Origin of the sequence: Neobacillus massiliamazoniensis (assembly GCF_001048695.1) — a bacterium.
GTDB lineage: Bacteria > Bacillota > Bacilli > Bacillales > Cytobacillaceae > Neobacillus > Neobacillus massiliamazoniensis.
Genome location: NZ_CVRB01000003.1, coordinates 776416 through 795104 on the forward strand (window position 1 = coordinate 776416; position 18689 = coordinate 795104).

Genomic DNA, 18689 nt, shown 5'->3' on the forward strand with positions numbered 1-18689 from the left:
TTATTTCATATTCCTTGTTCAAGTAACCTGCCAGTTAGCACAATAAGAAGAAGCTGCCGAAACGACAGCCCAGCTCTTCAACTCTTGCACCCGTTTGTTTAAGTACAATTCTTCACAATTCTTGACTTTACTCGAGTCCATTTAATTGTGATAAGTGATGTGTAAAATGATAGAACGGTAAGGATACATCCCGTTGGTAACTAACGAAATCCTCCCATGTCGTGTTTTCTCTTAGATTGTAGTGGCTATCAGTTCTCTATTAGTCGTTTCTTTCTCTTTTGGTTGTTCCGTTTGACCTGGCTGCTCGCCCAAAAAGCCCATTTCAATATAAATATGTTAATGACTATTATACTTGTCCATTCTTTAACTTGTACAAAGAATACTTTAACAATGTAAAACCTAAAAAATTATAATGAAATGAGGTGTTTTTAATGGGATGTAATGATAATCTTCAACCCAATCAAGCAAGTCAATCCATGGACCCCCCTGGTCCTTGTTCAGTAACACCAACAGCATTAACACCATTTACGAGTGCAGATACCGCAACAGCAGCTGGACCAACTGTTAGTAGGATTAAAGTTCCTGTTGTACTAGCAGAGCCAACAATCCAAATTCCTATAGAGGCAACAATTCACCTAGGAGCTATAGCAACTGAAATTAAAAGAGTGAAAAAAAATGTATTTCTGGATCAAGTGAAAATTGTTCCGGAAGCACCATTTACACGTGTTGTCGGCACTGACTTTTTTACCTTTTCAAGAGCTAAATTATTTATAGCAGGGCATATTCGCAAAAATATTGAATATACTGCGGCTGGCGGTTCGGGTAACCCATGTACTATACCGCTTATAGATCAAGTTGTCGATATTCCATTCACTGGATTTACAGAACTTAGTACAACGGCTGGAACGCTTATTAATTTACCAATCCTCGGTATCAATGAAACTTCCGAGTCTAGTTTCCTTAGTGATACAAACAACTTAAATGCTCGCTTGGATAAATTCTTCTTCAACAATCTTGTCAAATTCAATGAACAGCCATTTGGTGAGTTAGTAGCCGCAAACTTCTTTGAACTTGATTTTGCGTCACCGGAACCAGCACCTGAGGCAACTTTTACTTTTTCCACGTTTACTGAAAAACTCGTCCTAGAACTTACTGTAAAAGTATTACAAACTCAGCAACTTGCAATTGCTGTAACTTCAGTAGTTCCTGTGCTTCCTGGTCTTACTCCTCCACTTTAATGGATGTTCTTCAGCATATGTAAGAAAAAGGGTTCTGTTTCTTGTAAACAGAGCCGTTCCTCCAATTCAATCCTTGTATATCACTCAAATAGTCCTAAAAGATGCACAGGATAAAGAAAAAATCATAAACGAATAAAATTTTTCTGAAGAAGGTAAAACGCTTCAACAAGTAGAAGAAATATTCTTTAAAAATGGGATAAAAATATTAGGTTCAATTCAAACAAAAGACAGTATTCCTTTTCAGTTAATCTGTTTTGATTATGAAACAAATTCAAACGGTGATTTTATTTATAGAGATGTTCGTTTTATTTAAATGATATTCTTACGCACAAAAAGCTAGGGGATTAAATCTTAGCTTTTTTTAGTCCATAAAAATAGTCCTTCTTCCACTCCACGTTAGTTTAAGTACATCTTTTCACAAACTTATATTTTTTTAATCCAACTAATTGGCTTGCTGTAAATAAAAAAGCCCAGCAATTATGCTCGGCACAATAAGAATAACCACAATTGTTTTTTTCTCTTAATTCTCCTCTAAGGCGGGATCTATAAAGCCAAAAGTTATTTTCCCATTAAAACCACCCTGTAATTCCTTTTTATCTATAAAAGCTCCATTTGTTTTTGCAATATACTCAGACGCCTTTAACCTATCCTTCAAATCTGCATCTTCATCCCGCATAATCTCCGTCCAAAACCGCTTAGTTTCCGTGATATCCGCAATAAATTCTACATCCAATTGTTCATTCCGTTCCTTAATGTACTCTAAAACCTTAGCATTTCTTAGCAGGCGACTGGCGTTTACTTCTGCAGCATTTCCTTCGGCATGGTATCCAGCCCTTAAATAGCTTTCAGTGGCATTTCCTGTTTCGATATAAAAATCTGCAAATCTCTTTTGCTTAATGTTTAATTCAGCCATGAATATCACCTCTTCTATTTCTAGAACGTACATTCCCATAGTTTTTATTATACCATAAAGAAACGCCTATATTAGCGCGTTCCTTATGGTGTAATAGAAATGGTGGTAAATATAATTTCCGGATGTCAGTGGGGCAACAAATACCGTTTGAAATCCATAACGTGCCTCAAATGCTTTCAATGAACCCAATAAAGCACGGGCTTGATATTTGCTTCTGTAATTACCCTTAATGATATTTTCATATCCGTTTGGATCTTCCACTAGTAAGAGAAACGGGAACCGCTGCGCCCGAATCAATTCATTTTCAAAACGTGTTCTTTCTTTTATGGTAGCCGCCAGCTCTTCTACGCTGTTTTTCCTTTCAATGGTTGCTGGAAAGAAAAGGTTTCTATGAATACCTAACTCTTCATTTTTAGGTAAATAAGCCGAATAATCACCGTAATCTAACTTTTTTGATTCAAATGGAATCTTCTTTGACTCAAAATAATCAATAATATGCTTGTTTTCTTGCTCCCTCGTATCAATTAACATGACAATTGAAGAAAGCAATGTTTTAATTTCTGTTTCAGTGTATTTGTACTTAACGGTAACATCCTTCACTAATTACTCCCCTCCTTTATCCTTCCAATATAATCGAAATAGCTTTTAGCCTTTAACAATACCAATTCAAATGTTCCAGAAGTGAAAATATGCTTGCAACTGACCGCTTTTTCTTTATTACTTTGATACATTTCCCTCCACACCTGCCACTGGTTCCCTATTCTTTCGATATATACCACGCTCACCTTGCTTAATGTGCTAGTATAAAGTTCACCCGGTAACGCAATAATAAAGCCAGCCATTTTTGCTTTATCATCCCTATCCATTATTTTTAGGACTGAGCATTTATTTGTTCTCAATTCATTTATTAAGTAATCTGGAAGACGATTGCTGTTAAAAATTCGAACATTCTCACCTTCCGCTTGTAAAAAACATCCAACTTGCTCTATTGACTGGATTAATTGGACCGGTTCCATTTGAAAAATCGCCTCTTTTTTTTATAAGATCACCAATTATTTACATTAACTACATTGTTTACATAGCCCTTTTAATGAGGCGATTTTCCCCGTGTAGATAATGTTGTTATCAAGATTTCCCTCATCAATCATCTACACGAGGAAAAAAATCTACACTACTTCTACACCATCAAAAAGTTGATTTTGTGGGCTTTGTGTAATTAATGTTGATGATGAAGATGTTTCTCCTTTTTTTTCAAACTTGAGAATGGATCCAGTGCTCTTTCGTCCTAAATCCGTAAATATAATACCCTTAGCTCTTAACGCAGGTGCTATCCTTCGCAATCGTTCTTTTAATTTTCTGGATGTCGGCCACGCATTGGTATACTTTGTTTTTTCGTCACCAACAAAACTAGTCAACTCGGTTAACGTTTTTTCGACTGTATCTTCCCAAAAAAACCGGTTTTTCATAAATGCCTGAACCGCCACACCAACGGGGTCTGATTCTAATCCTTGTTCTATTGCTTCATTTCTATTTTCATCATATACCGCCATAAACGAACCCTTTGTCCATTTTAGGGCTGACTCAGCTGCTGTTACCCATAAAGCAAAGTCAGCCATTCTTGGCTTTGTAACCAGTTTAATATTAGGAAGCTCTCGCAATGCCCCGCTAACGACATCGAATAATGCACCTAACACACGTGGCTTAACCTCATCAAAATTCACCCAAAAAGTTTTTTCATCTTTTCGTTCATTTGGTGGAATTGCTGGGAGAAACAAAACCAACGATCTGTCCAGCAAGTCTTGCCTTTTAGCAATGTCGTCAATTCCATTCAATATAACCGGCCGCATAATATTGAAAATTGTTTCCTCGTCATCGCTATAAAGCTTTCTTGTGGAAAGCCCACCGCCGGTTGATAATTTGCAGAATGCATCACTCATCCCATTTGACAAACCAGATAAGTTGTCAAAAGCTAAAACCCATGAATTTTTAGCCGCTATTGCCAAATCACGTTCATTAGTTGGTATGGTCCTTAAAGGTATCGCAGACGGATCAATAAGTGAGCTTAAGATTTTAGTATTCGTACTCTTGGCACTCCCTTGCTCACCCTGAATCGTTAGAATTGGGTAAGGACTTCCTGGTCGTAAAGCTGCCAATAACCACGCCACAATTAACTTCCATTCCTTTTCATTTCGAAAATTGATAAATGGCTTTAATTCTTCTAAACTACCATCTCTGGCAGGTACCGGCATTGCTACCATGTTACTGGAACGATGAAATATAACAGGCGGATTGGATACCACTTTCCATCCTTCAGCAGTAATTTCTACTGCTTCCCAGTTTTCATTACAGAGGTCAACATAAATTGCATTGCCATGTTCCGCTACCCTTGTATAAATGTTATACTGTTCACCATCAAACACGCCTTTTGCTTCAAAAACACTCAACGCATCTGCTAATGCCTGAGATCCAGGTGGCCTTTGGAATTCTTGATAAAATTCCTTTGTAAGCCACAACTTAAAACCTGAACTCTTTATTGAACGTGTTTCAATATGATTGTTAACTTTGTAATGTGCAAAAACTTCCCCTTCTTTTGTATGAAAAAATTCAACATCAGCACCGATTTCAATTAATAATTGGGCTTGTGTTCTCTTTTCATCATCAACTTCTGAATTCTCATTTTTCTGAATCGGACTTAAGGATTTTGAATACACGGCACCACTTGGTACATGTTTTGATGCGCTTTTGATAGTGTTATTAAATTCATCCTTATCCAAGGGCGGCAGGAAAAAATTTTGGTTAAGAAAAGATAAAATGAAGGCTATTTCAACCTTTTTATAACCAAACTCAATTAATCGGCAGCAGTGATTATACAAAACATCATTTCTTCCATCTAAGGATTCACGGACAGGTATCGGAAACGGCCTGTCCTCTTTGTTTGCCTTTTTTATAGAATCAAAAAATATAGGCGTTTCCGATAATTCCTTGTTACAAATATGGATCCAATTTCGCCCAGGTGTATTTCTGGTTGGCAAAACAATCTGTCCCTTTCCACCAAGCCTATAATCTCCAATAAAACCACCTGCCATTAAAAATGAGGCCCTTTGCTTTGAAATCCGTCCTGACGATTTAAAAATAAATTGGTATCCATTTACGGTTTCAATAGCTTGAAAGTTTAATGTTGCTTCCTGCAACGCTTTAAATATTAATTGTCCTTCTTGCTTATCATCAATATCGATGACATCAATTCCTGTAGGAATAACCAAGCCAATCCACCCGTTTTGACTAAGCCAGTTTTCTATTTCAGCATCTGTAAGGCCTGGTTTTGTTAAATCATTAAATCCCTTTTCAACCGGTGCCTTAGCTTTTTTATAACGTAATGGTTTATCCTGTTCATGATTCAAAGCTGAATATCCTATCAGCTTAATAATCTTTGTATCTGGAAAAATATGTTTTACAATTTTAAAATTAGGGATATTTGGTATAATATTTTTAGGAAAACTGTTTTCAGCGCTACTGCCAATGGCGCTTTTTTTTTTGCTCATATTGTTACCTCCTTATCTTTCATAAATCAGCACATGATTTTTTTCTTGCATTTGCATCCAACTGTCGATTGTTTCTTTTCTAAACAAAATTCTTTTTCCAACCCGGACATATGGAATACTGTTTTCCCTAACCAAAGTGTAGATTGAGTCCTTTGAAACCCCTAAATATGCTGCGGTTTCAATTACTGTTAAAGTATTGCGTTCCATACTAATCCTCCTCTTCTCGCTCTTTTTCCCTCTTTACTTCATCAATTGCAGCTAAAACCCTTAATTTTTTTTCTTCCGACATTTCTGTTCTCATCCAACGAATTAGGGTAACCTCGTGTATGGCCAGTTTTTGTGAAATCAGCCAGTAAGGGATGAATCCCTTGGCTTTTAGGACATTTTTATTTGCTTTTATCATTTATTTCCACTCCTTCCTCTTGCAAACTCGCTTTTTAAAAGCTAATATTAGTTTATAGCAATGTTCACGTTTTATAAAATTAATTACAAAACGTGAAACGCCAGACATTAGATAAAATAAGGGGTTTAACACATTGGAAAAATTTCATTTATATACCTTACAAAACGTGAAGCATACTTTACTAGCCTTCGGGGATAACATGGAAATTTTTAGGTTATACACTCGACCTGACCATTACTTAGCCCAAAATATTGCTGAAATAAAAGAAAGAAACCGACCTGGAATCCCTGAACAAGATCCATTTTGTCAGCTAATACTTTCAAAAGGAGCTAGAGAAAAAAAGCATCCTTTACCAATTGTTAATGCTTTAAGTAAAGAATTGTTTAAAGAATTAAAAATTGATCCCAAGAAATTTTTACCTGGGAATCACAATAAAGATGAACTCGCCTTAACAATCATTAAAAACGCCTATATTTCTGTTGGGATTGATTACGATCTGGCCTTTTGGAAAATGGAGGATTATTTCTATTCATCAAAAATGAAAATAAAATTTAAAAAAGGCGAGCTAAGCTTTATGAGAGAAATATTCGCGGTAATTGATTATGCTTTATCAAATTCTCCTGGTGAACCACAAATTAATTTTGAATTTAGTGAACTAAAAGTAAAGTATGATCAATTTTTCGAAAAAAAGTATGGAGAATCATATTCATTTAATTTAGAGGCCTTAATGTTTAGGGTGGCAAGCACTGAATTTACACCTGCCTTTATCGTCGAAACTACTGTTAAATCCGATGCAGATGTTGCTGATAAAATTGATGAGGAAAGTAATCCCGATGATGATGAAAATAATCCTGATAAGGAAAGAAAATGGTTTAAAAAAAAGGAAATGATACCAATTCAAGCTGCTTATACAGATAATCCGTTTGGATATGCATGGCTTGAACTCTATTTTTCAGAAATATCAAAAACAAAATTTAGCATCTGTACTTTTTGTGGTGAAACATTTTCTCTACAAGGAAAAAGAGGAAATGGATTAAATAAATCAGTTTGCGGGAAGGAGAAATGCAAAAAAGAATTAAGAAGACAAAATGATGAAAGAAAAAGGTTGATTAACCCTGAGGAGGTTACGAAAAAAGCTTTAATAAGAAAACATAAATCACTGGCATACAAAGAAATTGTTGTTCAAAAAAAAACAAATGTAACAGATTTTGCACAAAGACATGGGTATCCAAGTAACGAAGTTGAAAAATGGATAGCTGATAGGAAAATCAAAGAAAATCAAAAAGAAAAAAGGCAAAAAAACAAATAATTAATTACCAAACCAAAGGGTGATATTAAATGGGCTACATTGAAAAGCGAGGCCAAAATTCATACCGATTAGTTGTTAATGCTGGTTTTGATACTGATGGAAGTAGAATTCGTCGTACAAAAACTGTAAAATGCAAAAATCAAACAGAAGCCAAAATAGAACTAGCCAAATTTGTTACTGAAATTGAGGCAGGTGAATACATCACTCCAGAAAAGATGACATTTGCAGCATTTATCATTGAGTGGAAAGCAAAATATGCCTCAAAACAACTTGAGGCTAGCACGTATGAAACATATAAAACCTTATTAGAAAATCAAATATTACCTAAATTTGGTCACAAACGTATGGATCAAATAAATACCATGCAGATTTTAAATTTTCTAGAATCCTTAAGTCAAGAGGGAATGAGGTCTGATGGAAAACCGGGAACATTATCATCAGCAACTATACAGTTTTATCATCGAGTCTTGAAAAATATTTTTAGTAGGGCCGTAGACTGGAAAGTAATAAAAGAGAATCCGGTTGCCAACATTAAAAAACCAAAAGTCGATTCAAAAAGGGCAAAAGTATATACAGAGGAACAAGTTGGCATGCTTATGAGCTATATTGCCAATGAAGATCCAAAGTGGAAAATGATAATAACCTTAGCCATTTCCACTGGAATGCGGCGGGGTGAAATTTTAGCAATTGAATGGAATCACGTGGATTTAGAGAAAAGGAAAATCCATATACAGCAGTCATTAACTTATACAAAAGAAAAAGGCTACACCTTCAAAGAACCAAAAACCAAAAATTCAATTCGGACTATATCATTGTCACCTATCGTTACTGAGCAATTACGACAGTATAAATTATATAAAAATAAGCAAAAATTACGTTTGGGAGATAAATGGAAAGGAAATGAGCGAAATTTACTATTTTCCACTTGGGATGGCCAACCGATGTATCCTTCATCAATTTCATCATGGTGGCGAAAAAGATTAAAAATGTATGGACTTCCGCAAATTACCTTCCACGAGCTTAGACACACATCTGCAACTCTTTTAATAAACGAAGGCGTTCATATGAAAACTATTAGCGCAAGGCTTGGCCATTCAAAAATCGGTATTACCATGGATTTATATGGACATGCCCTAGAAAGTGCTGACGAAGCAGCAGCAAACAAATTCGACCACCTTTTCCAACAAAAAAAACAAGAAAATATCTAAATCAAAATTAATTTAAGATAAAAATAAAATCTGCCACCAATTTGCCACCAACCTATCTGTTATATTGAAAAATCTAGTCTGTAATAATAGAAAAAGCCTTGATAACTCAACGTTACCAAGGCTTTGTTTGATGACCTGTGAGGGACTTGAACCCCCGACCCCTTCCCTGTCAAGGAAGTGCTCTCCCACTGAGCTAACAAGTCTTATTATTTAAGGTACATATCTAATTATATTCATGAAAACCTATATGTCAATAGCTTTTATCCAAAAACATCTTTACTACAGCATTATTGCTCCAAAAGAGGATTTAGATCAACACACTTTTTCAAAAAAAAGTGGCCAAACAAAAGTTCAGGCACTAGCCCTAACTCCTCCAGTTCGCTTGGACTGGAAGCTAAACTAAGTTATGAAAAACGGAACATAAGTTCTTATTTTCCATTGAATAAAGAACTAATGTTCGGTTATAATAATAATAAAAGAATAGAAAGGCGGGATTAACATGGATGGGCTTTTACAACGTTCCATCGAAGAAAATATTCCATTAGAAATGATTTATCTTTCTGAAAATCAAGAGCTATCTCAACGTAAATTGATCATAAAAGACCTAAATGATGAGTATATTATTGCCTATTGTCTGCTTCGCAAACAAATCCGTACTTTTCGCCGTGAGAACATTTTATCAATTATGCCTGAAAACCGTTCAAAACGGCCATTCCTTCATTAAATAATCCTTCCAACAAACTTTCTCTTATCCTTCTAAAAAAAGCAATTCCATCATGGGTATGATAAAATAATTGTATTATATAGAATTTTGGGAGGAATTCACCTATGGACTATCCAAAAGGAACCATTAAAGAACTTACCCTATTTAGTAAAGAACTAGGGGAAGAAATTCTGCTTCTAATTTATTTACCTGCAAACTTTTCACCTCTTTATAAATACTCATTGTTGATTGCCCAGGATGGACGCGACTATTTCCAGCTTGGCCGAATCGGCCGTTTGGCAGATGAATTACTTTATAATAGGGAAATTGAAAATATAATCATTGTTGGGGTACCCTATAAAAATGTTGACGACCGTCGCAGGAAATACCATCCTGATGGCGACATGAATCAACCATACATTCGTTTTCTTGCACATGAATTAGTTCCATATCTCGATCAGACATTTCCCACCTATCACATGGGTTCCACAAGAGCCATGATTGGGGATTCACTTGGAGCAACCGTATCGCTTTTGACAGCCATACAATATCCGCACACTTTTGGTAAAATATTGCTGCAATCACCCTATGTAGACAACCATGTCCTAGACATCGTCAAAGGCTTTACAGAAGCGCAGCTTTTAGAAATATATCATGTCATAGGGAATCAAGAAACAACGGTTCACACAACGGATGGGAAAATAAGTGACTTCTTAACTCCTAATCGGATTTTATCAAGCGTAATTTCAGAAAAGCAGTTTACGTACTTTTATGAAGAGTTTAATGGTAATCATACTTGGACTTACTGGCAGCCTGATTTAAGACGAGCACTGAAAATGTTATTTTAAGCAAATATTCTCTTTACCAAGTTATTTCATATAATCAGAAAATTTGCTATAATACCAAGGAGGCTAATTGTGTTTTTTCTTTCTAATTGAAAATATTTTATGAATACGGAGGTATATGTAGATGAAATTTGGAGTTATCATTTTCCCATCTAAAAAGCTTCAAGACTTAGCGAATTCCTATCGAAAGCGGTATGACCCGCATTACGCCCTAATTCCTCCACACATTACCTTAAAATATGCATTTGAAGCAACAGAAGATGAAGCTTTGCAATTTGCTGAAAAATTAAGGCACATCGCCGGAAATAGTCACCCATTCTTATTAAAGACTTCTAAAATTAGCTCATTTAGCCCCGTGAATAATGTTATTTACTTTAAAGTGGAACCAACAGAGGAACTTACTTACTTGCACGCTGAAATAAATAAAGAATTTAACCAGCAAAATACCGAATATGCCTTCGTACCCCATATTACCATCGGTCAGCATCTATCTAATGTTGAGCACTCAGATGTGTATGGATCATTAAGGATGACAAATGTAGACCATGAAGAAACGGTTGATCGTTTCCATCTTCTTTATCAATTAGAAAATGGATCTTGGACTGTTTATGAAACATTTCGGCTTGGAAGGGAATAAGAAACGGTGAAACTAAAAATTGTTGAAAATCAAAAAGAACTTGAAGATGCCTTCATTGTTAGGAAAACCGTATTTGTTGGTGAACAAAACGTCCCTGCTGAAGAAGAAATCGATCAGCATGAAGAGGAATCTACTCACTTTGTTCTTTATCAAGGTGAATCTCTTATTGGGGCCGGAAGATTTCGACTTGTTGATGGCTACGGAAAAGTGGAGCGCATCTGTGTATTAAAAGAGGCACGGAAAACTGGTGCCGGGAAGAAAATTATGGTTGGAATTGAAGACTTCGCATTTAAACAAGGGATTCATAAATTAAAGCTGAATGCTCAAACACAAGCAATTCCTTTTTATGCTGGCCTTGGTTACGAGATTGTTTCAGAGGAATTTTTGGATGCAGGAATACCACATAAAACGATGATGAAATATATTTAGTAAAGCATAAAGCACTTGCCTTTTAGCAGCAAGTGCTTTTTTCAACTTTTCGAATTCGGTATGTTTTGTTATGATAGAAAATGTCTTTATTTAAGTTTTAATATATTCCTAGATTGGATTTGCACATATATCTCAAATTCACACATGTGGAAATGAAATACTTATCAAACTAGTCTCATTTCATTAATAAAGGATAAATGTCTTATGAAAATAGCAATTTTTCACGATAAAACGATTGTTCTTGACCACTTAGATCGGGACAAGTACCAACAAATATATATGGCCGGAAAAAACGGTGAATTGCATTGCCCCGTCTGCAAAAAAAAAGTCCAATTATTCCTCGGAATTCAGGAATCACCTTACTTTTTTCATATTCATTCACCAATTGATCATTGTCCTGAACCTGTCTCAGTTGATGTAAAAACCGAACAGACCCAGACCCAGGAACTAAACGGCTTTCAACTACCAAAGGGCAGAATGATTACAGAAACACCCAAATCCGTGGAAGTATTTAGACCTGCAAAAACAATTGAACCTACTGTTATATTTACAAAAACGGCTGTCAAAAATAGTCTTGATGGTTCACCTTATTTGCAGCAATTAGCGGGAAATGGTGTCGTTCTCGACGATAACCAAGCTGCTGCCGTAATGGAAACCAAAGGCTCTTTATTGGTTCTTGCCGGGGCGGGAAGCGGCAAGACTCGGGTTTTAACAGCACGAACCGCATATATGCTTCATGTCGAGCAAATCGACCCGCGAACAATTATGCTCGTGACGTTTACATCCAAAGCCGCTGCTGAAATGAAAAGCCGCCTTCTGACTTATCCTAATATAAATAAAAGTAATCTTAATCAGCTTGTTACAGGAACCTTTCACAGTATCTTTTATCGAATTCTTATGTTTCATGATGCGATGAATTGGACCTCTGACAAGCTACTTAAAAAAGAATGGCAGAGGGACAGAATTCTCAAAGAAGCTGGCAAAGAGCTTGACTTATCAGAAAAGGAATTTGCCTATGATTTAGCCCTTCAGCAAATTGGTTACTGGAAAAATTCACTTCTTCTGCCGCATGAAGTGCAGCCATCTTCGGATTTCGAGGAAAAAACAGCCTTTTTGTATCGAAAATATGAAGAAACGAAACAGCGAGAAAATCTTTTTGATTTTGATGACATGCTGATTGGCTGTTACCAGCTTTTTATGTCATCCCCTGCCCTTCTTGAACAATATCAAAATCGCTTCCATTATTTTTTAATTGATGAGTTTCAGGATATTAATAAGGTACAGTACGAACTTATCAATCTATTATCAGGAAAGCATAGAAATGTATGTGCTGTGGGTGATGACGATCAAAGCATTTACTCCTTTCGTGGGAGTGACCCAAATTATATACTCGAATTTGAAAAGGATTTTCCTTATTCAAATTTGGTCACTTTGGAGCAAAACTATCGTTCCTCTCATGAAATTGTCACGGCTTCCAATTCTATTATTGCCGCAAATAAAATGAGAAGAGCGAAAAAAATGAATGCACAATTCTCTTCGGAAACACCGCCCAAGATGTTTTTCCCTTTTGATGAAGAGGAAGAAGCAACAATGATTGTAACAGACCTTCAAGCGCAGATTGCTCAGGGGGCAAATCCATCTGATTTTGCTATCCTATTTCGTACAAATGTCAGCTCAAGGGCCGTATTTGAAAGGCTGGCAAGCTCTAATTTACCATTTAGAATCGATTTGGATTCAGAAGCCTTTTACGACCGTTATATTGTAAGAAGTGCCCTTTCTTTTCTAAAAATCAGTTTAAATGAAGATGACAGCAAAGCACTTGCCGACATTTTACCATTACTGTTTTTAAAACAGGCTGCATTAAAGGATTTAAAAGCCATTAGTATTCTTCAGGATTGCAGTTTTCTTGAAGCCATTTCTCATTATAAAACTGCACACCCTTTTCAAGAAAAAAAATTAAAAAAGGCCGTTACACTTATCCGAACGTTAAAGCATTTTTCCCCGCTGACAGCGATTGAAAAAATCGAAAAAGACCTCGGATTTATGGATTTTCTCAAAAAAAGAGGAAATGAATCGAATATGCTTGAAAAAGGTTCGGACGATTTAAAGGATTTAAAAGTTGCTTCTAAAGGTTTCAACTCGATTGAAACTTTGCTGGCCCATGCTGATCATATGACAGCTACTACTAAGGAAATCAAAAATCTAAGCAAGCATTTTACCGATGCGATTACACTAAGCACGATCCACCGGGCAAAGGGGCTTGAATATTCAACCGTCTACCTAATCGGAGCTGTAGATGGCAGCCTTCCACATGACTATGCATTAGATAGCTTCCGAAATGGGGACTTTTCAGCTCTCGAGGAAGAACGAAGACTTATGTATGTGGCAATGACACGTGCAAAACAACAGCTCTATCTCTCTGTTCCACAATACAGGAGAGGGAAAAAGGCAAATCGCTCAAGGTTTCTTTCATCCATACTATCTAAAAAAAATAAGACCTATTTCTGTCAATAGGAAATAGGTTCTTTTCATAAGATTATAATTAATGTCATTGGACTTCGAGAATTGTCTAGCTCCATGAGATTTAGCTTCGGAAGCGATACCTCGTTTTTTTATTTTTTATTATTCATCATTTTTGAAATGGTATTAAAATCAAGCGATTTCCCATCCTTAATGATAGTTTTAACAATTTGATCTTCCAGATCCCTGCTTACTGGTTTATTTGCAATTTGGGAAACCCTCTTAATAACATTTCGGACGGTTTTTTCATCTTTAAAGTTAGCATTTTGGAGGGAATTAGCTAAATCAAAGATATCCTGCATATTTACGCCCGTTTTCTTTTCAATGTTTTTAAAAAACCCATTATCCATGCTTCGTTCACACTCCTTCATAAAAACTACTTTATTTTATGAAGGATAGGGAAAAAGGTGATTGATTCACAAAGAAAGGGCTGGCCAATTTTTGACCAACCCCTTCCTTTGGTGCAGGCTACCATTTATTAAAACCAGCTAGCACCAACAATGATTAATAAGATAAACAATACGACGATTAATACGAAAGCTCCACCGCCGCCGAAACCGCCATAGCCGAAGCCGCCGCAGCCGCAGCCGCCGAAGCCGCCATAACCAAAGCCCCACATATACCAGTCACCTCACTTGTGTTAATCTCATTAATAACATATGAAATGACCATATAGTTTGTATAGGCAACGTCCTAAATCTAAAACGGGCATATCGAAATGGGGATTTACCCTTTTGGCCGAAATAGTAGAGCTCCAAGAAACCCAAATATGATTGCAGCAGAAATACCTGAGCTCGTCACTTCAAACATGCCTGTTAGCACGCCAACAAGTCCATGTAATCGAGCTTCTTGAAGGGCACCGAAAACAAGAGAATTTCCAAAGCTCGTAATTGGAATGGTGGCCCCTGCTCCGGCAAAATCAATAAGTGGTTCATACCAGCCAAATCCCCCTAATACCGCACCGATAACGACAAGCAAGCTTAAGGTATGTCCGGGTGTCAGCTTTGCTACATCAAACAATAATTGCCCAATTACACAAATAAGCCCCCCAATGACAAATGCCCAAAAAAACATTGAGAGCATTAAATCACCCCATTTCTCCATTCATTTCGATAGCGACAGCATGAGCAATACATGGAATCGTCTCGTTTTGCTGAAAACTAAGCGGCGATAATAAAGCACCAGTCGCAACGACTAAAATTCGCTTGTATGTACCTTTTTTCATTTCATTTAATAGATGCCCATAAAGTACAGTTGCCGAACAGCCAGCGCCGCTTGCCCCTGCTTGGACCGGCTGATCCTTTTTATATATTAATAATCCGCAATCCTGAAATTGTTTTCTTTCTAATTGCAGGCCGCTCTTGTTGATAAGTTCAAAAGCAGTATCATGACCGATTCGACCAAGGTCGCCAGTAATAATTAAATCATAATAGGATGGTTCCAATTGTAAGTCGCGAAAATGAGCCATGATCGTATCGGCCGCTGCAGGAGCCATGGCTCCCCCCATATTAAATGGGTCAGTTAAGCCCATATCGATTACTTTACCAATGGTTGCAGATATGGTGACAGGCAGATTTCGCGAGGAGTCATTGGGCGTGATCAATGCTATTCCTGCGCCTGTTACAGTCCACTGTGCAGTAGGCGGCTTTTGTCCGCCATACTCAGTTGGATAACGGAATTGTTTTTCAACTGCCGCATTATGGCTTGATGCCCCAGTTAGAACGTATTTGGCCCCGCCATGATTAACGACAAAGGAAGCAAGGGCAAGACCTTCTATAGAAGTTGAGCAGGCACCGAAAAGACCAAAATAAGGAACCTTCATCGTCCTAGCTGCAAAGCTTGTCGGAGTAATCTGATTAATCAAATCGCCAGCAAATAAGAATTGAACTTGTTCTTTTTCCACCTTTCCCTTAGTTAAAGCTGTTTTAATCGCCTCCTCAATCAGGACACGATGAGCTTTTTCGTAAGTCTTATTTCCCATCCATAAATCCTCGTGGATAATATCAAAATCTTTTACCAGATTTCCATTCCCTTCAAATGGTCCCCCGGATACACCCGTTGACAAAATCATCGGCCGATTTGGAAAAACCCAAGATTGATGCCCTTTTAACAATTACAAAACCCCCCACATTACCAAAAGCGTTTTGATTATTGCCACGACAAAGGCCGAAAATACACCGAAGACAATAACAGCCCCTGCAAGTTTAAACATATTACCTCCTACTCCTAAAACAAACCCTTCGGTACGGTGCTCAATAGCCGCTGAGATGACCGCATTTCCAAAGCCGGTAACAGGTACAGCACTTCCTGCCCCAGAAAATTGACCCAAGCGATCATAAACTCCAAATCCCGTTAACAACATGGAAAAAAAGACCATGGTAGCAACCGTCGGATTCCCGGCTGTTTTTTCTGTAAAATTAAAGAAGTAAATGTAAAAATAGCTGACAGCCTGCCCAACCATACAAATGAATCCGCCTACAAAAAAAGCTTTTATGCAATTCAATAGGACCGGTCTTTTTAATTCGTGCTTTTGTTGAAGCAACTGATATTTTTGCTGCTGAAGCGTTAGGTTTTTTTGTTTTTTATTTGCCATTATATCTTCTCCTTTTCCGATTACGTCATTTCCTTTGTCATTTCGATAATCTTTTGTAGCTGTTTTTCAGCTTTTTGTTTTGAAAATTTCTTATCAGACTTGATTTGTTCATTTAGCTTGACTGCTTCAAGGAAAATTTTATAATCACTTGAAACGGTAAAGTTTTCGTTCGGATATTTTTTTTCTAGCAATTTATTGATGTTTCCCTCAATTTTTTTCATTTTCATCCGCTTTAAATGCTTTACCTTATACGCAACAAGAGTATTTTTTTTCCCCTCTACAACTGCCACATCATAGATTTCCGGAAAAGAACTAACATCTTTTTTTATCCTTTCCACATTTCTCGACTTTTGATTCTTATCCGTCGTCACCGGGCTTGGATTTGTCGTCTTCAGTAGTGCCAATTGACTATCCTTCGAATTCTGTTCTTGATTACAAGAAGAGAGTAAGAATAAGCAAGTGATGAGTATCAATCGTTTTATGTTTGTCATATGCTTCCCTTCCCTGGTTCGTGATTAGAAAAGATTCCTATATATTAGTTTTTTCGACAGAAGGTTAAATTATGTCTAAAAGGAAACTGCCAACAAAAAAAAACTGCCAATGATCTGGCAGTCTTATCGATTACTTATTCTTTTTTTTGTCACAACCGCAGTTGTTTTTCTTAATCGGTTTCGATGGTTGGAATATTTTTGTTTTTGGGGATGATTTCTTTTTTTGCTTATCCAATTTGCCTCTCTCCCTTAAACTCATTGCTTATAATTAGAGTATGATTAACTTGAAAAGTTTGTCTAAGGCAAAGAACTCGATATCTCTATTTTTCAAGCAACTGCTGCACAATGGTTTCAAAAAAGGAGGCAAGTCCTGCAACTGCTAAAATTACGATAATGGGTGTTGAGTAAAAAGGAAATAAATAAAAGGAGACGACAACGATTACAGAAGCCCATATTCCTGTACACCAATAGCAACTAAGCAATTCTCCAAAAAACTTTTTTAATCCCTTCTTTTTTGGAAGGTAATAAATCTCTATAACTCCATTTTCATCTTCTTCTTCTATTTCATCAAAAAAAGGCGTCCGAATCCATTCGGTAATCTTATCAAAAACAATTAGTCTTGTCAGTCGAAAGCTAGCCAACCCTAAAATCAATAAGTTTAAAAATGTTATTTTCATCCTCATTTTTCCTTTCTTATCATGACCTTTCATTATCCGCCTAATTTTAGGAAATAAGGCAATTGTCCGTAACCCATAAGGGCTGTGTGAAATATCTTAGTAATGTAAGATATATATCACGGATTAAGGAGGAAAATAATATGGGTTGTGGACATAAACATGACGAATTTAGCACCGTAAGCTGTGTATGCGAAGTAGTTCGTGCCATAAAAGATATCCAAGATACAGCTGTCTCACCAGAAGAATGTTCAGAGTGTGCCAGTTGCTTTAATGAGCCACTTGGATCATTAGGATCTCCAGTTAGGAGAGATCCTGTAGATACACGTGTGTTTGTATTAAAAACAGCAGACGGCACGCCATTTCATGCATTCTTTAGTGGTGAAAATTGTGCTTGTATTTCAATCTTCTTTCGCGTAGAAGATGTATTCGATAACTGCTGTGCAACACTCCGCGTTCTTGTACCTGGCAAAAGAGAGGGCGGAAACTTTGTTCCGGTGAACCTAATTTCCAGCCACGATCGATGCTGCATTAATCTCGATCGTGTATGCCAGGTAGAACGTTTTCGCGCGAGCCATGACTGCATTACAGTAAATTTAAGCTCCTTCAGTGCAGTTCAATGTATTGCCGATGTTAACTTAGGAATTTGTGAATAAAAAAAATTCGCCAGTCGGTAAATCGGCTGGCTTTTTTTTTTATTTATTTTTTATACCGATCATGACGACATTCTTTAATTCTTTAAGGGAAATTGTTTTTTTGGTCTGATCATGAAATTGAATCGTTACCAGATTATCCTGATATTCGCTCAGATAGCCTTGATAGTTTTGGCTATCCGTATAAAACACACACGGTACTGGAGGGAGCATCTTTGGAAAGTGAACTAAATAATCTATCCGTTCCATTAGGTCCATATCCTTGAAACTTTTAACTTTTTTTAAGGAAGTATGTTGTTTTTCTTTATGCTCTTCCTCTTGCACGGAAATATCTATCGGTACTAAATCTTCTTCCTTTGTGGCGACAGTCTTTCTCCGTTTCTTTTCTTCTTTGATCTTTTCTTCTCTGATTTCTTCTTTACTCCTAAATACTTCTTGCATATTTTTGACAGGAGTCGTTGTAATTGGTTGATGAATAAAAAGTCTCGGTCCCTGTCCCTTTGTACTCGACATGTAAAGCACCTCCTACAA

General features: G+C 36.8%; 23 protein-coding genes and 1 tRNA gene. 9 read left to right on the top strand and 15 right to left on the bottom strand.

What is annotated here, in order from left to right; all coding sequences use genetic code 11:
- The first annotated feature begins 431 nt into the window (after positions 1-431).
- Positions 432-1238 (top strand): CsxC family protein, encoded by an 807-nt coding sequence (locus BN1082_RS16550; RefSeq protein ID WP_090635915.1) that lies wholly within the window; start codon positions 432-434, stop codon positions 1236-1238.
- 520 nt (positions 1239-1758) lie between these two features.
- Here BN1082_RS16550 and BN1082_RS16555 read toward each other — a convergent pair.
- The 6 genes from BN1082_RS16555 to BN1082_RS16580 form a co-directional block, all read right to left on the bottom strand.
- Positions 1759-2151, bottom strand: coding sequence for a terminase small subunit (locus BN1082_RS16555; RefSeq protein WP_090635918.1), 393 nt, complete (start codon positions 2149-2151; stop codon positions 1759-1761).
- 66 nt (positions 2152-2217) lie between these two features.
- Positions 2218-2751 (bottom strand): ERCC4 domain-containing protein, encoded by a 534-nt coding sequence (locus BN1082_RS16560; RefSeq protein ID WP_245640464.1) that lies wholly within the window; start codon positions 2749-2751, stop codon positions 2218-2220.
- Positions 2751-3167 carry a hypothetical protein gene (locus tag BN1082_RS16565; RefSeq protein ID WP_090635921.1) on the bottom strand — a complete coding sequence of 139 codons (417 nt, stop codon included), beginning with the start codon at positions 3165-3167 and terminating at the stop codon, positions 2751-2753. The genes BN1082_RS16560 and BN1082_RS16565 overlap by 1 nt, the downstream gene beginning before the upstream one ends.
- A 150-nt stretch (positions 3168-3317) precedes the next feature.
- Positions 3318-5693: a bifunctional DNA primase/polymerase gene (locus BN1082_RS16570; RefSeq protein ID WP_090635923.1), complete on the bottom strand. Its 2376-nt coding sequence runs from the start codon at positions 5691-5693 to the stop codon at positions 3318-3320.
- 12 nt (positions 5694-5705) lie between these two features.
- Complete coding sequence (locus BN1082_RS16575) at positions 5706-5900, bottom strand: helix-turn-helix domain-containing protein (RefSeq protein ID WP_090635925.1); 195 nt, start codon at positions 5898-5900, stop codon at positions 5706-5708.
- 1 nt (position 5901) lies between these two features.
- Positions 5902-6096 (bottom strand): hypothetical protein, encoded by a 195-nt coding sequence (locus BN1082_RS16580; RefSeq protein ID WP_090635927.1) that lies wholly within the window; start codon positions 6094-6096, stop codon positions 5902-5904.
- 133 nt (positions 6097-6229) lie between these two features.
- Between BN1082_RS16580 and BN1082_RS16585 the strand changes: the two genes are divergently transcribed.
- Entirely contained in the window at positions 6230-7405 is a 1176-nt protein-coding gene (locus BN1082_RS16585) for a hypothetical protein (RefSeq protein WP_090635931.1), read from the top strand.
- A 29-nt stretch (positions 7406-7434) separates the two neighbouring features.
- Positions 7435-8613, top strand: a complete 1179-nt coding sequence (locus BN1082_RS16590; RefSeq protein ID WP_090635934.1) for a tyrosine-type recombinase/integrase — start codon at positions 7435-7437, stop codon at positions 8611-8613.
- Positions 8614-8744: 131 nt separating this feature from the next.
- Here the strand turns inward: BN1082_RS16590 and BN1082_RS16595 are convergent.
- A tRNA-Val gene (locus BN1082_RS16595) sits at positions 8745-8816 on the bottom strand.
- 296 nt (positions 8817-9112) lie between these two features.
- Between BN1082_RS16595 and BN1082_RS16600 the strand changes: the two genes are divergently transcribed.
- The 5 genes from BN1082_RS16600 (at position 9113) to BN1082_RS16620 (ending at position 13741) form a co-directional block, all read left to right on the top strand.
- The gene (locus tag BN1082_RS16600) at positions 9113-9337 is read left to right on the top strand and encodes a WYL domain-containing protein (RefSeq protein WP_090635936.1); all 225 of its coding nucleotides are present in this window, start codon (positions 9113-9115) and stop codon (positions 9335-9337) included.
- A 104-nt stretch (positions 9338-9441) separates the two neighbouring features.
- Entirely contained in the window at positions 9442-10164 is a 723-nt protein-coding gene (locus tag BN1082_RS16605; RefSeq protein WP_090635938.1) for an alpha/beta hydrolase, read from the top strand.
- Positions 10165-10285: 121 nt separating this feature from the next.
- On the top strand, positions 10286-10798 hold the full coding sequence (locus BN1082_RS16610; RefSeq protein ID WP_090635940.1) for a YjcG family protein: 513 nt from the start codon (positions 10286-10288) through the stop codon (positions 10796-10798).
- Between the two features lie 6 nt (positions 10799-10804).
- Positions 10805-11227, top strand: coding sequence for a GNAT family N-acetyltransferase (locus tag BN1082_RS16615; protein ID WP_090635942.1), 423 nt, complete (start codon positions 10805-10807; stop codon positions 11225-11227).
- A gap of 204 nt (positions 11228-11431) precedes the next feature.
- Positions 11432-13741, top strand: coding sequence for a UvrD-helicase domain-containing protein (locus BN1082_RS16620; RefSeq protein WP_090635945.1), 2310 nt, complete (start codon positions 11432-11434; stop codon positions 13739-13741).
- Positions 13742-13839: 98 nt separating this feature from the next.
- On the opposite strand, the gene spoVIF is transcribed toward BN1082_RS16620, so the two are convergent.
- From spoVIF to BN1082_RS16655, 7 genes are all read right to left on the bottom strand, one after another.
- Positions 13840-14097 carry a sporulation-specific transcription regulator SpoVIF gene (gene spoVIF / locus BN1082_RS16625; RefSeq protein WP_090635947.1) on the bottom strand — a complete coding sequence of 86 codons (258 nt, stop codon included), beginning with the start codon at positions 14095-14097 and terminating at the stop codon, positions 13840-13842.
- A 128-nt stretch (positions 14098-14225) separates the two neighbouring features.
- Positions 14226-14366, bottom strand: a complete 141-nt coding sequence (locus BN1082_RS16630) for a YjcZ family sporulation protein (protein WP_090635950.1) — start codon at positions 14364-14366, stop codon at positions 14226-14228.
- A 107-nt stretch (positions 14367-14473) separates the two neighbouring features.
- Positions 14474-14830 (bottom strand): stage V sporulation protein AE, encoded by a 357-nt coding sequence (gene spoVAE, locus BN1082_RS16635; protein ID WP_090635952.1) that lies wholly within the window; start codon positions 14828-14830, stop codon positions 14474-14476.
- Between the two features lie 4 nt (positions 14831-14834).
- On the bottom strand, positions 14835-15860 hold the full coding sequence (gene spoVAD / locus BN1082_RS16640) for a stage V sporulation protein AD (RefSeq protein ID WP_090635954.1): 1026 nt from the start codon (positions 15858-15860) through the stop codon (positions 14835-14837).
- Positions 15861-16340 carry a stage V sporulation protein AC gene (gene spoVAC / locus BN1082_RS16645; protein WP_090635956.1) on the bottom strand — a complete coding sequence of 160 codons (480 nt, stop codon included), beginning with the start codon at positions 16338-16340 and terminating at the stop codon, positions 15861-15863.
- Between the two features lie 20 nt (positions 16341-16360).
- Entirely contained in the window at positions 16361-16831 is a 471-nt protein-coding gene (locus tag BN1082_RS16650) for a YhcN/YlaJ family sporulation lipoprotein (protein WP_176699840.1), read from the bottom strand.
- 320 nt (positions 16832-17151) lie between these two features.
- Positions 17152-17508, bottom strand: a complete 357-nt coding sequence (locus tag BN1082_RS16655; protein ID WP_090636559.1) for a DUF1360 domain-containing protein — start codon at positions 17506-17508, stop codon at positions 17152-17154.
- A 140-nt stretch (positions 17509-17648) separates the two neighbouring features.
- Between BN1082_RS16655 and BN1082_RS16660 the strand changes: the two genes are divergently transcribed.
- Entirely contained in the window at positions 17649-18161 is a 513-nt protein-coding gene (locus BN1082_RS16660) for a CotY/CotZ family spore coat protein (RefSeq protein WP_090635958.1), read from the top strand.
- 39 nt (positions 18162-18200) lie between these two features.
- Here the strand turns inward: BN1082_RS16660 and BN1082_RS16665 are convergent, their stop codons facing one another.
- Positions 18201-18671 (bottom strand): CotO family spore coat protein, encoded by a 471-nt coding sequence (locus BN1082_RS16665; RefSeq protein WP_090635961.1) that lies wholly within the window; start codon positions 18669-18671, stop codon positions 18201-18203.
- Positions 18672-18689 lie beyond the last annotated feature (18 nt).